The organism is Corynebacterium sp. 239_CJEI (assembly GCF_001055995.1).
Lineage (GTDB): Bacteria > Actinomycetota > Actinomycetes > Mycobacteriales > Mycobacteriaceae > Corynebacterium > Corynebacterium jeikeium_D.
Genome location: NZ_JVOW01000020.1, coordinates 1 through 12,967 on the forward strand (window position 1 = coordinate 1; position 12,967 = coordinate 12,967).

Genomic DNA, 12,967 nt, shown 5'->3' on the forward strand with positions numbered 1-12,967 from the left:
GTTGCCGCCGGGTGCCAGGACTTTCGATGACAGCTGATAGGGACACGGCCAGTTTTAAACTAGGTCTCTTTGTAACGTGGGTGCTTGCAACGAAGGTCATGACACCAGCGACTGGAACAACGCCATACCCATCTCGTTTTCTAGGAGCTCATCATGTCTCCGGAGCATTCCATCGACATATTCCTTGGGTTAGACGTCGGCAAATCTGAACACCACGCCTGCGCCTTAGACCGTGATGGCAACAAGGTCTTCGACAAACCGTTGCCTCAACTCGAATCCGAACTAGCAGGCGTTTTTCACCAGCTTCAGAAGCTTGGCACCGTGCTCGTGATCGTCGACCAACCCAACACCATCGGCGCACTACCGATTGCTGTAGCCCGGGACTGCGGTTGCGAAGTCGGATACCTGCCAGGTCTTGCGATGCGCAAAGCTGCAGATCTCTATCCGGGACGTGCAAAAACAGACAAACGCGACGCATTCATCATCGCCGACACCGCCCGCACAATGCCCCACACGCTACGTGCCGTCGACCGCAATGATGAGGTACTCTCCGCCCTAAAGATGCTGTCCGGCTTCGATGATGACATCGCCCGCGATTGCACTCGCACTGTCAATCGGCTTCGCAGTGTCCTCACCCAGATCTACCCCAGCCTGGAACGAGTTTTTGCTGGTAGCACCCTGACTCGCACGCCGATCCTGGAATTATTGATCCATTACAAGGGACCGCAGGGGCTAAAAAGAGCCGGATACCAACGAGTGTTGAACTGGATGATCAAGCGCACACGTAAAGACCCCACCCCGCTGGTAGACGACATTTTTACAGCGCTGAAAGCTCAAACAGTCACCGTGCCTGGAAGCGATGCCGCCGAGTTAGTAATTCCTCAACTGGCTGCAAACATCCAGGCCCTCAAAGAGCAACGAAACACCATTGCTGAGCAGGTTGAAGAGATGCTCGCTGATTTCCCTCTTTGTGAGGTCTTGATGAGTATGCCCGGAGTCGGCATCAAGACCGCAGCGCAGATCCTTCTTGCGATCGGTGATGGCTCCGACTTCGCTAGTGCTGGCCACTTAGCTGCTTATGCTGGAATAGCACCCGTGACTAGACGATCCGGTTCGTCGATCAGAGGTGAATTCCCGGCACGGTCAGGCAATAAACGACTGAAAAACGCCTTGTTCTACTCCGCATTCGCAGTTATCCGCAGCCACGAACCGTCACGGCGGTATTACGAACGCAAACGCGCTGAAGGAAAACGCCACAACGCAGCAGTCATCTGCCTGGCACGACGCCGATGCAATGTCATCTACGCGATGCTGAAAAACAAGGAGTTCTTCCGCGAAATCCCGCCACGCCCCGTCGCCGCATAAAGCCCCAAAGACGAAGCCGACCAGCACACGCTGGCCGGCTCCTAGGCACGCCTAAGAAACTACTCCCAAGACTGTGCTCGTCAACATCGGTCTGGCACTTGACAAAAACATAGGGACACCCCCCCAAAAAAAACTGCACGCCGAAAGCCTAAAACCGCACCACCATCACATCGTGGTCCGGGAAGCTCGAGCGCCCCACTAGCTCAAACCCCGCCTTCACATAAGCTTTCGCCGCCCGCGGGTTGGCATCATGGACAGCCAGACTAACCCCCGGGTACCCCAGCTCACGCGCATACTCAAGAAGCCCCGCAATCATCGGCTGCGACAGCCTGCGTCCGACTACACCCGGACGCAGCGCAATCGCTACCTCAGGAATCCCATTTTCCACAAAACCGTACCCCGGATCGCCCTTCGTAAACGTACGCAGCCAGGCCGCCCCTACCGGCACTTCATAGCTCTCGCATTCTTCGCTTGACGACGAATCCCCGCGCTCCAACCATTCCGCCTTAATGGCGGCCGCACTATAGGTAGCTTCGCGAGAAACTCTCGGTTCAAACGGGTCAGTGCGGGTCATGTCGCCACTGAGCGACTCGAGGTCAGCGTCGTCAAGCGAAGTGGCGAAAAGGATAACCCCGCCCTGACTCGCGTCCCACTGGTCGACGTATTGACGCCTCGTCACTACATAGTCTTCCGGCAGTGGCTGACTTTCATCTCCGAACGTTTCCGTTAGTTCGTCCATCCAGGCAATGAAGGGGCGGTCGGAGTCTGTCGCTGGTCGCCACTGAAAGTTAGTCATATTTGCGCACTATACCGGTGCACCCCAGGCCGACCGGAATGCAACAAGCCCACGCGATCGGCCGCAAGGAACATAAGCCCGGACAACAAAAGCACAAAAAGGGGCAGTTCAGGAGAAAAATCTCCCAAACCGCCCCAACAAACGGACAGCCTGCTGAACAGGTATCGCCCTGAGGATTGGGCGCCCTAGCCCCGGGCTACGCCATCCTCGTCATAGCCGACAACCTTCAGCGACTCGCCATCGTCAGCAACCGTGACCTCTACGCGGTCACCATCGCGAACATCACCAGCGAGCAGTCGACGTGCCAGCTCATCGCCGATTGCCTTCTGCACCAGACGACGCAACGGACGGGCGCCGTAGGCCGGGTCGTAGCCGCGCTCCGACAGCCAATCCAGTGCCTCATCGGAGACATCCAGCACCAGACGACGTGCCTCCAGGCGTTCTGCCAGGTTGCGAACCTGAATGTCCACAATGCCGCGCAGCTGCTCGGAGGTCAGCGGATCGAAGATCACTACATCGTCGAGACGGTTGATGAACTCCGGCTTGAAGGCCATCTTGACCGCATCCATGATCTGCTCATGCGTACCACCAGCACCGAGGTTGGAGGTCAGAATCAGAATCGTGTTTCGGAAGTCCACGGTTCGGCCCTGACCATCGGTCAGGCGACCCTCATCGAGCACCTGCAGGAGCACATCGAACACGTCCGGGTGAGCCTTCTCGACCTCGTCGAAAAGCACGACGGTGTACGGACGGCGACGAACAGCCTCGGTGAGCTGACCGCCAGCGTCGTAGCCGACGTATCCAGGAGGAGCACCAATCAGACGAGCGACAGAGTGCTTCTCGCCGTACTCGGACATATCGATGCGCACCATCGCACGCTCATCGTCGAAGAGGAACTCCGCCAGCGCCTTGGCCAGCTCTGTCTTACCAACGCCAGTTGGACCGAGGAACAGGAAGGAACCAGTCGGACGGTTCGGATCGGCAACACCCGCACGCGAACGGCGGACGGCATCGGAGACAGCCTCCACAGCGGCATTCTGACCAACAACGCGACGGCCGAGGTTGAGCTCCATTTCGAGCAGCTTCTCGGTCTCACCCTGCATCATCTTGCCAGCCGGGATACCCGTCCAGGCGGAGACAACCTCAGCGACTTCCTGAGGCGTGACCTCCTCCTTGAGCATGGAGTTTTCCTCTGCGTCAGCGACCGATTCCTCGGCGGCCTCCAGCTTCTTCTCCAACTCAGGGATGCGTCCGTAACGCAGCTCTGCGACGCGCCCGTAGTCACCTTCGCGCTCAGCCTTTTCGGACTCAGTGCGCAGGGCATCGAGCTCTTCGCGGACGGAGCGGACATCATCAATCGAGGACTTCTCGTTCTGCCAGCGAGTCTTCAGAGCGTTGAGCTTCTCGCGCTCATCTGCAAGTTCCTCACGGAGCTTGTCCAGGCGTTCCTTCGACGCGATGTCAGTTTCCTTCTCCAGGGCCATTTCCTCGATTTCGAGGCGGCGCACGATGCGTTCCGCGGAGTCGATTTCCTCCGGCGAGGAGTCAATCTCCATACGCAGACGCGATGCGGCCTCATCAACCAGGTCGATAGCCTTATCCGGCAGGAAGCGGGATGTGATGTAGCGGTCCGACAGCGTTGCTGCAGCCACCAGCGCGGAGTCCTGGATGCGAACACCGTGGTGGACCTCGTAGCGCTCCTTCAGACCACGCAGAATACCAATGGCGTCCTCAACGCTCGGCTCACCGACAAAGACCTGCTGGAAACGACGCTCCAGCGCAGCATCCTTCTCGATGTACTTGCGGTACTCATCCAGGGTCGTCGCACCGACCAGACGCAGCTCACCACGAGCCAGCATCGGCTTGATCATATTGCCCGCATCCATCGAGCCATCACCCGTGGCGCCAGCGCCAACGATGGTGTGAATCTCATCGATGAAGGTAATAATCTGACCGTCGGATTCCTTAATCTCGTCCAGAACCGCCTTCAGGCGCTCCTCGAACTCACCGCGATACTTCGCACCGGCGACCATAGAGCCCAGATCCAGGCTCATCAGCGTCTTGCCCTTCAGAGATTCCGGCACATCACCTGCAACAATGCGTCGTGCCAGCCCCTCTACAATGGCCGTCTTACCAACGCCCGGCTCACCAATGAGCACCGGATTGTTCTTGGTACGACGACTCAAGACCTGTACCACGCGACGAATCTCCGCATCGCGGCCAATAACTGGGTCAATCTTGCCCTCACGTGCCCGCGCGGTTAAGTCCGTCGCATACTTTTCCAGAGCCTGGTACTGCTCTTCTGGATTCTCCGTTGTTACCTTCCTCGATCCACGCACACTAGTCAGCGCACCCTTTAACGCCTCGGCAGTAGCACCCGCCGACTGCAGCACAGTTGCCGCCTCCGACTGGCCAGTTGCTACACCGATAAGCAGAATTTCCGTGGAAACGTACTCGTCTCCCAGCTCCCCCGCCAGCTCCTCGGCGGCGTTCAGAGCATTAACGGCGTCCCTATTAAACTGTGGGTTCGCCATATTCGCCCCGCTTGCCGACGGGTACCCCGCGACCAACTCCTTAGCGCGGGTCAAAACCCCGGAAGGATTAACGCCCGCTGCTTCAAGCAGTGGAGCCGCAATACCCTCCTTTTGCTCCAGCAGTGCTACCAGAATGTGCCCAGGCCGGATATCCGGGTTACCCGCGTTGGTCGCGGCCTTCATAGCTTCCTGGAGAACTTCTCCAGTCTTAGTTGTTGGTGTAAAACTCATAACTTGCGCCCCTTTGACTCAACTTTGTCATTCACTACCCATAACGCACTCAGCCTTGAGTCTGTTCCACTCAACTTCAAATTTTTCAATTTCCCGACCGTGATTCACACCACACCTATAGCAAAAAGGATTGAGCTCGGCAGCGTCGTTAAGCGTAGTAGCGCGCCGGAAAGCACTAGAAAACGTTGGAAAGCTCCAGAAACCACGTGCGAACACACTCCGACACACCGCCCGACGTCCTCACCAGCACACTCCCGCCGGATTCAACTTCCCCCATGTGAGTGATGGGTGGACAGCGCACTCATACTGTTTTGGTTACCCTAGTAGGTGACATTCCTTCATTCTCACGAAAGGACTCGAATGAACATCGAGCAGGCACGTCAGATGACTGAGGGCAAGGGCTTCATCGCCGCTCTCGACCAGTCCGGTGGATCTACCCCGAAGGCTCTGCGCCTGTACGGCATCAACGAGGATCAGTACTCGAACGAAGATGAAATGTTCGACCTGGTTCACGAGATGCGTACCCGCATCATCACTTCCCCGTCCTTCAACTCTGAGCAGATTATTGGCGCGATTCTCTTCGAGCAGACCATGGATCGCGACATTGAGGGAATCCCGACCGCTCAGTACCTGTGGGAAAAGAAGGGCATCGTCCCGTTCCTGAAGACTGACAAGGGCCTGGCTGACAAGGAAAACGGCGTTCAGCTTATGAAGCCGTGCCCGGGCCTGGATGAGCTGCTGGAGCGCGCTGTCGCTAAGGGCATCTTCGGTACCAAGATGCGTTCCTTCATTGCCGAGGCAAACGAAGAGGGCATCAAGGCCAACATTGCCCAGCAGTTCGAGTTCGGCAAGCAGGTTCTGTCCCACGGTCTGGTTCCGATCCTGGAGCCGGAGGTCGACATCAACGCTGCTGACAAGGCAGAGGCTGAGGACATCGTCCTGCGCGAACTGCTCGCTGGCCTGGATGACCTGGCTGATGACCAGAAGGTCATGATCAAGGTTTCCATCCCGACCAAGGATGACCTGTACAAGCCGCTGATTGAGCACCCGAAGGTCATGCGCGTTGTCGCCCTGTCCGGTGGCTACGAGCGCGAGGACGCCAACGAGCGCCTGTCCCGCAACCACGGCATGATTGCTTCCTTCTCCCGTGCACTGTCTGAGGGCCTGTCCGCTCAGCAGTCCGACGAAGAGTTCAACGCAACTATGGCTGAGTCCGTCAAGGGCATCTACGAGGCTTCGATTTCCTAATCGTCCGCGCTGTGCATCTGCGCTTGTGCGCGCCTCTAGGTAGCCGCTAGCGCAACTAAAAACTCCCGCACCAAGAAAACCTGGTGCGGGAGTTTTTCTGTCGGCGCCTCTGCCCTTACGACAGCACCGTCCTACACCGAGCGCTTCGCAACAGCTGCTTTACGACGCGCATTCACACCACCAATGACAACCGGTAGCACGGAAATTGCAATCACCAGTAACATGATCTTGTCGATGGAACTGGTGATTCCCGGAATGTTGCCCAGCAGCACACCAACAGCGACCATACTGGCGACCCAGCCAATCGCACCGGCGACATTCCAGCCGATGAACTTTCCGTAGGGCATATTCGCAGTGCCCGCAGCCAGCGGAACGTAGGTGCGCACAATGGGAACAAATCGCCCCAGCACCAACGACAGAGGTCCGTACTTGGCAAAGAACTTCTCGGCCGCTTCCAGACGATTAGTTCGCAGCACCTTTGCATTGTCGCTGAACAGTTTGCGGCCGAAGGAGTGGCTTAAGAAGTAACCGACTTGATCACCCAGCACCGCGGCAATAATACCGATAACCAGCACCTGCCAAGTGTGGACATCTAGCTCTGACCTTAAGACGGCAGCAGTGACCAACAGCGAGTCACCGGGCAGAAAAGGAAAGAGCACACCGGACTCAATGAAGATGATGAGTCCAAGCCCCGCAAGCACCCAAGGGCCAAACCCCTGGAGTAGAGCTTCGGGGTCTCCGATACCGGAGAGGAATCCAGAAAAATCCATAACGGCAATCTTTTCAGCAACAACTATCGATTCTGCTGAGCTAATTAGAGTATTTTGCTGAGAGTTTTTCTGGGTACTGTGTTTTAATCGCGCCCCTGATAGTCAAATACCGGCAGCGACCAGCCACGCCAAAGCGCCGCTAGTCGAATGAACAGTGCGGACAGCACCGCACAGATGATGTTGATGTTCTCGTGCAGGCCAACCATGTCGAGCACGTAGTAAAGCGTCGCCGCGACGACTGCGATGGAGGCATAGAGCTCCTTTTGAAACACCAGCGGGACGCGGTCACACATCAGGTCGCGGAGCACACCTCCAAACGCACCGGTAAGAACGGCGCCGACAATAGCGATGATGACGCCGTGCCCCATTTCCATGGCCACGCGGGCACCAATGATGGAAAACGCCGACAAACCGATTGCGTCAGCGACCAAGAACACGACCCGGAAGTGCTTCATCAGGAAGTCGGCCAACAGCACCGTGATCAGTGCTGCACCGACAATAACCAGCAAATATTGTGGGCTTGCAACCCACACCAACGGATAGTGACCGAGAATGACATCGCGCAGGGTACCGCCGCCGATAGCAGTCATGCACGCAATTGTTGAAACTCCAAAGAGATCCATGCGCATTCGACCGGCCGCTAGTGCGCCGGTGACGCCTTCGGCCGTAATTCCGATGACCCAGAGGATGTGGAGCAGCATGATAAGAAATATAAAGGACTTCGCCCGAATCGGTAGAACTATAGGCTAATATCCCGCAATCTTCGCCCCCTCGACTCGGCCCGCTTCATTGCTTCCCGGCTAGCCCTGATCGCGAATTTCCAGCACCGGAATCGAGCGACGAATCCGCTCCACCTCCGCTATATCCACATCGGCCACAAGCAACTGCGGGCCGTAGCCCGCCGAGGCAATAACTCCGCCGTCCGCATTGACCAACATGGAATGCCCCGCGCCGGTCGGCCCCTCATCCTTCCCCGCGGCCTTCGCCCCACCAGGCCGGGCCGCATCGACTGCCGCAATCACACAAGTGCTATCCAGTGCGCGTGCCGACACCAGCGTCTGCCACTGCCTTACCTTGCCCGGGCCATCATTCCACGATGCAGGCAGCGCGATGACCTCTGCGCCCAGGTTGGCCAGTTGAATGAATTGCTCCGGGAACCTGATGTCAAAGCATGTCGCAAGACCGAGGGCGACCGACGATCCGTCGGCAAGCGGGACATCACAGACCACGTGCGCGTTGCCCGGCGCGACAGTATCCGATTCGCGAAACCCAAAAGCGTCGAAGAGGTGGAGTTTGTCGTAGAACTCGACACCGGGGCCGTCCTCATCACGCCAAGCCAGAAGCAGCGAATTGAAGACGCGGTGCATCGTCTTACCGTCGCGCTCCACTTCATCTGCCGGCCGGAACATGCCGACCACCACGCTGATTCCGGCATCGTGAGCGGCCTGCGAGACCTCCGCTACGAACCTATCGCTGCTGGACTCCGCCACGACATCCAGGCGACCGGAATTGAACGCCTTCATCGTGGCTTCGGGGAAAACCACCAAATCGGCGTTGTCCTGTGCTGCCCGCGCGATAGTCACCTTCACCGCGTTCAGATTCTCTTCAACCGACGCTGACAATTCCAACTGAGCCAGTGCAATACGCATGCCTAAATGTTACCGACTACCCCGGATTGACCGCCCTGAAGTTATCCACAGCGCGGCTTCCTGCGTTGCTTCCGCTCAGAGTTATCCACAGTTCGCTGAAGATGGTCTTCCGCTGCCTTACTCCACCCAGCAGAATCAAAAACATGGCCGAACACATCACAGTCAACCCAGCTCAACTATCCGCCTTAAGTCGTTCCTACCAGCAGATTTCCACTCGTATTGATGCTCTTTCCACCATCGTCGCAGCTGCCCCAGGAAGCGCCGGGCTCACCTCTGCCCTGCCCGGCTCACGGATTGTCCCCGCTGCCTCCACTACTTGTGGGAAGTGGTCGGAATCATTGCTTGCCGCGTGCACAAACATCGACGTTGTTGCGCAGGCTGCCGATGCCCTCGCGGTCAGCGCTCTCGCGCACGAGCATGACCAGTCCGCCGCCTTGGAAAAGCCGTCATGGTCACGGTAGGCGAAGCGCTGCTGTGGCGTGTGGATTCGCTGGAGATCCTCGCCCGGGCGCTGCGTTCCGGGGCGCGCGCCCTCACCGATTCCGCCGACAGTTCCCAGGGCGCACTCAACGCGCTTTCAGAGGATGACTTCGCCGGCGACAACCGCAGCGCCGCCGAGGCTTCTGTCACCCACAGCTCCACGCGTCTGCGCCGGAGCAGCGTAGCGCTCGAACGTCTCGCCGCCTGCTGCAGCGATACCGCCGCCATGCTTAACGACGTCATCCGCGAACTTACCGACGCGGTAAACCAGGCAACCAACCTGGGGTTTCAGGTGAATCTGGTTTCTGGTGCGGTGACTCCGCCGGAGGGCATGCTGTCTACGATTGCGCGCAGCCTCGTTCATCCCAAAATTCCTTCCGGGCCTTTCACCATGGCCGAATGGCGTGCAACCTCGCAGCTTCGGATTCAGTCGGCCTTGGCTGAACTCAACCGACTCGATGAGAAGGCGGCGGGCGCAATCTCAGCTCTTTCACCACTGGTGGCAAGCGGAGCTAGTGGCTCGGGTAGATTGCAGCCATCGCAGGCTGGTCGTGGTACTGGCACCACTAGCGACAAAGAGATTGACGGTGGTTGGGACTTGGAAGTTGGGAGCGGATGGGCTGGGGCGTATTCGAGTAGCCCGCTATCAGAGATAGATGCCGCCATGTCCGCTCGCGCCAGGGCTTTGGGGCTGCCTCCTGGACAACTATTGGAGTCCTCGCCTGGACATTCTGCGATTGCGTTCGGTGACGTTGAGCGAGCATCGACTGTGATCACTCTCGTCCCCGGTACCAGCTCTAGCGCGGAGGACGCTAGCAAGCAGTTCGAGCGTGTAGCCGCGACCTTCCACGCCGCCGGTGGAAATCCGGAGGATGTGGCGGTGGTGTTGTTTTCCTATGACGCGCCACCCAACCTCCGTGAGGCCATACGCACCGAGTATCACAATTTTGCTGCAGAGCGGCTGCAGCACTTGCAAGCCGGTTTGATTGAGCGTTCCGGTGGTGTCGATAGCGGTGACACTGCAGTTGCCGGTGGCGCTACCGCCCATGCCCAGTCTCCTACTCAGCGGCACGTTGTCGCCGGCTATAGCTATGGGGCGACGGTGGTCTCGCAGGCCTCCCTTGGTAGTGGCCTCTACGCGGATAGGGTGCTGCTCATAGCTCCGCCAGGTGTTGGCCCTGGACTGGAGCGTGCAAACGACATGAAACTGCTCAAGCCGGACGGTACAGCCCGACCCGAATATGAAAATAGCCACCGTGTGGCGGTGGCGACGTCCCCGATGGACCCCATTCGGATTCCTGCCGAACTGGGGATTCATGGGAAAAACCCGGCGGATAAAGACTTCGGCGCGTACGCACTCAACCTGAGTGAGCGTGGCCTGTCCATGCGAGACTTGGCCGAATTCATGGTCACTCCCGTGCAGGATATTCCTCAAAAGTATCGGCACGTTCAGGGCAACCCACACATCGAACACTACTTTGACGATGAAGTTTTCACTCGCGAGACCAACCGGTGGCTAACTGATAGCTGACCGGCGTCTCAGATCAACAGTTGCTTATCCGCGGCCCAAATTAACAAGCCAAGAGAAAACGGATTAACCAGCCGACGCTGCTTAGTCCGTTCAATCACCCGTGTGAGTTATCCTTCCCCGCCACGATCACCTCTGCGCCCGCGCCGCGTGCGCGGCTCCCACATCACCACTGCCGTAGAGCGTGGGACGTGAACCAGTTCGCCTCGCGAACGACGAGCCTGTGCCTTTGCTTGATAGAGCTGCTCTCGCAGTTCTGCATTTTCCTGCTCAAGCGAATCCACCCGCTCAGTCAGGTCGATGATGGCCTTAATACCGGCCAGGTTGACGCCGTCTTCCTGACTCAGACGCTGAATCTCACGCAGCAGCGCCACATCGCGTTTGGTGTAGCGCCGACCTCCGCCGGAGGTTCGCTGCGGAGTTACCAACCCGAGTCGGTCATAATTGCGCAGCGTCTGCGCATGCATGCCCGCGAGATTCGCGGCTACGGATATGACATAGACCTCAGTGTTGTCGGACATTATTTCGCACCTGCCCAACCCTCACGAGGATTGAACCCGCTGGCACGTTCCGCTTCGACGTAGGAGCGCAATGCCGAAGTGGCATTGTCGTCCAAATTGGTCGGCACCTTCACACGCACGGTTACCAGCAGGTCACCCGGAGTGCCATTGCGCTTCGGGATTCCTCGACCGCGCACACGCAGTGTTCGGCCATCGGCTGTGCCAGCCGGGACACGCACGCGAATCTTGTCACCCAACGTCGGCACGGTAATGGTGCCGCCGAGTGCGAGCTCGCCGAAGCTCACGGGCACCGTGACCTCAAGGTCGTTGCCGCTGCGGGTGAAGACTTCATCCGGGCGAACATGAACGGTGACAAAGAGGTCACCGGCCGGACGTCCCCGCAGTCCCGCTTCACCTTGGCCCGCAAGACGGACCTTCTGGCCGTCCACCACACCTGCGGGGACGCGAACGGTGATGGTACGACGGCGGGTGGTCACACCGGTGCCGTTACACTGCGAGCAAGGGTTCTCGATACGAGTGCCCTGGCCACCACAGTCCGCACACGGACTGGAGAAGCCGAAGGCCCCCTTTTGCTCCTTGACATATCCCGAACCATGACAGGTGGTACACGTCACCGGTGAGGTTCCCGGCGCTGCACCCGAACCATTGCAGTTCGTGCATGGCGACGGGTTGGTGAGCTGCAGCGGGATGGTGACACCTTGGGCAGCCTCGCGGAAATCGAGCGTAATCTCTGTCTCCACATCCGCACCACGGCGGGCCTTCTGCCGCCCGGCAGCACCAGCGCCACCATTGCGGTTTACGAAGCCGCCCAGGAAATCACCTAGGCCACCTGCACCACCAGCATTGCCACCGAATCCGGCACCTCCGCCGAAGAGATCCGACACGTCGAAGTCGAATCCACGTGCACCGGCAGCACCGGCTCCGCCGGCACCTGCGGCACCGGGGAATCGGAAACCACCTGCGAGAGCTGCACGCAGCTCATCGTATTCGCGGCGCTTGTCCTCGTCACCGACCACCGAGTATGCCTCGGAGATTCGCTTGAACTTATCTTCAGCGGCCTTGTTACCCGGGTTCTTGTCCGGGTGGTTCTCCCGGGCTAACTTGCGGTAGGCCTTTTTAATCTCGTCGAGTGACGCAGACTTAGAGACGCCCAAGTCAGCGTAATAGTCCTTATCTGCCCATTCCCGTTGAGTCATGGTGCATCTCCTCCTTTCAGAAAAACTAATTCAAAGAAATCTGCGTCACTTGTGTCTCCGCTACTGCGGATCGCCGATGATTACCATCGCCGTACGAATGACACGGTCATTAATTCGGTAGCCCTTGCGCAGCACATTGGCTAGAACCTTGTCATCCCCTTCAGAGAGATCCTGGACAGCCTCGTGGATGTCCGGGTTGAACTCCTCTCCTGCGGCACCAAATTCCTCAACACCCTGTGCGGTCAGCACGCCACGGAATTTATCCGCGAAAGCCTTCAGCGGCGTGCCGTCTGCCAAGTCGCCGTGCTCTTCAGCCCGGTCGAGGTCATCAGCCAAAACCAGCAGTTCTCCAGCCAGCTTTGCCTTCGCCTGTACGCGCTCGGCTTCACGGTCTCGGTCAACTCGACGACGGTAGTTTGCGAACTCCGCCGACAGGCGCTGCAGGTCCTCCGTGCGCTCATCCAACTCACGCTGGATGGCTGCAACTGGGTCTGCAGCTTCCTCCGCGGCGGTGTCGCCGGCGGCACCTTCGGTCGCCGGCTCCACGTCGTCGTCAAGCTTGGCCTGCTCGAAGACCTCGTTGACCTGATCGGCCAGGTTGGCCGGCTCCTCCGGGGTGGGCTGGTTTCCCTGATCCTGGTCAGTCATT

General features: G+C 58.6%; 12 protein-coding genes. 4 read left to right on the forward strand and 8 right to left on the reverse strand.

Going from position 1 to position 12,967, the window contains the following annotated elements; translation table 11 throughout:
* Window positions 1-153: 153 nt before the first annotated feature.
* Complete coding sequence (locus ADB08_RS05720) at window positions 154-1,365, forward strand: IS110 family transposase (protein WP_011273191.1); 1,212 nt, start codon at window positions 154-156, stop codon at window positions 1,363-1,365.
* Between the two features lie 148 nt (window positions 1,366-1,513).
* Here ADB08_RS05720 and ADB08_RS05725 read toward each other — a convergent pair whose 3' ends face one another.
* Together ADB08_RS05725 and clpB are read right to left on the reverse strand one after the other, a co-directional pair.
* Window positions 1,514-2,161 (reverse strand): GNAT family N-acetyltransferase, encoded by a 648-nt coding sequence (locus ADB08_RS05725; protein ID WP_049171720.1) that lies wholly within the window; start codon window positions 2,159-2,161, stop codon window positions 1,514-1,516.
* Window positions 2,162-2,346: 185 nt separating this feature from the next.
* Complete coding sequence (gene clpB, locus ADB08_RS05730) at window positions 2,347-4,926, reverse strand: ATP-dependent chaperone ClpB (RefSeq protein WP_049171722.1); 2,580 nt, start codon at window positions 4,924-4,926, stop codon at window positions 2,347-2,349.
* A 360-nt stretch (window positions 4,927-5,286) separates the two neighbouring features.
* Here clpB and ADB08_RS05735 point away from each other — a divergent pair, with 360 nt between their 5' ends.
* Window positions 5,287-6,174 carry a fructose bisphosphate aldolase gene (locus ADB08_RS05735; RefSeq protein WP_038626781.1) on the forward strand — a complete coding sequence of 296 codons (888 nt, stop codon included), beginning with the start codon at window positions 5,287-5,289 and terminating at the stop codon, window positions 6,172-6,174.
* A gap of 131 nt (window positions 6,175-6,305) precedes the next feature.
* Here the strand turns inward: ADB08_RS05735 and ADB08_RS05740 are convergent, their stop codons facing one another.
* The 3 genes from ADB08_RS05740 to ADB08_RS05750 all read right to left on the reverse strand — a co-directional run bounded on the left by ADB08_RS05740 (window position 6,306) and on the right by ADB08_RS05750 (window position 8,593).
* A complete protein-coding gene (locus ADB08_RS05740; protein ID WP_049171723.1) occupies window positions 6,306-6,944 on the reverse strand; it encodes a DedA family protein in 639 nt (212 codons plus the stop codon).
* An 83-nt stretch (window positions 6,945-7,027) separates the two neighbouring features.
* On the reverse strand, window positions 7,028-7,645 hold the full coding sequence (locus ADB08_RS05745) for a trimeric intracellular cation channel family protein (RefSeq protein ID WP_016421558.1): 618 nt from the start codon (window positions 7,643-7,645) through the stop codon (window positions 7,028-7,030).
* 99 nt (window positions 7,646-7,744) lie between these two features.
* Window positions 7,745-8,593 carry a nitrilase-related carbon-nitrogen hydrolase gene (locus ADB08_RS05750; protein WP_049171725.1) on the reverse strand — a complete coding sequence of 283 codons (849 nt, stop codon included), beginning with the start codon at window positions 8,591-8,593 and terminating at the stop codon, window positions 7,745-7,747.
* Window positions 8,594-8,736: 143 nt separating this feature from the next.
* Here ADB08_RS05750 and ADB08_RS11355 point away from each other — a divergent pair, with 143 nt between their 5' ends.
* Window positions 8,737-9,054 carry a hypothetical protein gene (locus ADB08_RS11355; protein WP_080971495.1) on the forward strand — a complete coding sequence of 106 codons (318 nt, stop codon included), beginning with the start codon at window positions 8,737-8,739 and terminating at the stop codon, window positions 9,052-9,054.
* On the forward strand, window positions 9,042-10,604 hold the full coding sequence (locus ADB08_RS05755; RefSeq protein WP_049171727.1) for an alpha/beta hydrolase: 1,563 nt from the start codon (window positions 9,042-9,044) through the stop codon (window positions 10,602-10,604). Before ADB08_RS11355 ends, ADB08_RS05755 begins: the two co-directional genes overlap by 13 nt.
* A 107-nt stretch (window positions 10,605-10,711) precedes the next feature.
* On the opposite strand, the gene ADB08_RS05760 is transcribed toward ADB08_RS05755, so the two are convergent.
* From ADB08_RS05760 to grpE, 3 genes are read right to left on the reverse strand one after another with little or no spacing between them, the layout of a single operon-like run.
* Entirely contained in the window at window positions 10,712-11,122 is a 411-nt protein-coding gene (locus ADB08_RS05760) for a heat shock protein transcriptional repressor HspR (RefSeq protein WP_049171730.1), read from the reverse strand.
* Window positions 11,122-12,318, reverse strand: coding sequence for a molecular chaperone DnaJ (gene dnaJ, locus ADB08_RS05765; RefSeq protein ID WP_005511752.1), 1,197 nt, complete (start codon window positions 12,316-12,318; stop codon window positions 11,122-11,124). Before dnaJ ends, ADB08_RS05760 begins: the two co-directional genes overlap by 1 nt.
* 60 nt (window positions 12,319-12,378) lie before the next feature.
* Window positions 12,379-12,966: a nucleotide exchange factor GrpE gene (grpE, locus tag ADB08_RS05770; RefSeq protein ID WP_016421563.1), complete on the reverse strand. Its 588-nt coding sequence runs from the start codon at window positions 12,964-12,966 to the stop codon at window positions 12,379-12,381.
* Between the last annotated feature and the right edge of the window lies 1 nt (window position 12,967).

Excerpts from the sequence above, each read along its gene's own strand:
- ADB08_RS05720 (WP_011273191.1), top strand. The coding sequence starts at position 154 with ATGTCTCCGGAGCATTCCATCGACATATTCCTTGGGTTAGACGTCGGC.
- ADB08_RS05760 (WP_049171730.1), bottom strand. The coding sequence starts at position 11,122 with ATGTCCGACAACACTGAGGTCTATGTCATATCCGTAGCCGCGAATCTC.
- ADB08_RS05725 (WP_049171720.1), bottom strand. The coding sequence starts at position 2,161 with ATGACTAACTTTCAGTGGCGACCAGCGACAGACTCCGACCGCCCCTTC.
- grpE (WP_016421563.1), bottom strand. The coding sequence starts at position 12,966 with ATGACTGACCAGGATCAGGGAAACCAGCCCACCCCGGAGGAGCCGGCC.
- ADB08_RS05735 (WP_038626781.1), top strand. The coding sequence starts at position 5,287 with ATGAACATCGAGCAGGCACGTCAGATGACTGAGGGCAAGGGCTTCATC.
- dnaJ (WP_005511752.1), bottom strand. The coding sequence starts at position 12,318 with ATGACTCAACGGGAATGGGCAGATAAGGACTATTACGCTGACTTGGGC.
- ADB08_RS05750 (WP_049171725.1), bottom strand. The coding sequence starts at position 8,593 with ATGCGTATTGCACTGGCTCAGTTGGAATTGTCAGCGTCGGTTGAAGAG.
- clpB (WP_049171722.1), bottom strand. The coding sequence starts at position 4,926 with ATGAGTTTTACACCAACAACTAAGACTGGAGAAGTTCTCCAGGAAGCT.
- ADB08_RS05755 (WP_049171727.1), top strand. The coding sequence starts at position 9,042 with ATGGTCACGGTAGGCGAAGCGCTGCTGTGGCGTGTGGATTCGCTGGAG.
- ADB08_RS05745 (WP_016421558.1), bottom strand. The coding sequence starts at position 7,645 with ATGCTGCTCCACATCCTCTGGGTCATCGGAATTACGGCCGAAGGCGTC.
- ADB08_RS05740 (WP_049171723.1), bottom strand. The coding sequence starts at position 6,944 with ATGGATTTTTCTGGATTCCTCTCCGGTATCGGAGACCCCGAAGCTCTA.
- ADB08_RS11355 (WP_080971495.1), top strand. The coding sequence starts at position 8,737 with ATGGCCGAACACATCACAGTCAACCCAGCTCAACTATCCGCCTTAAGT.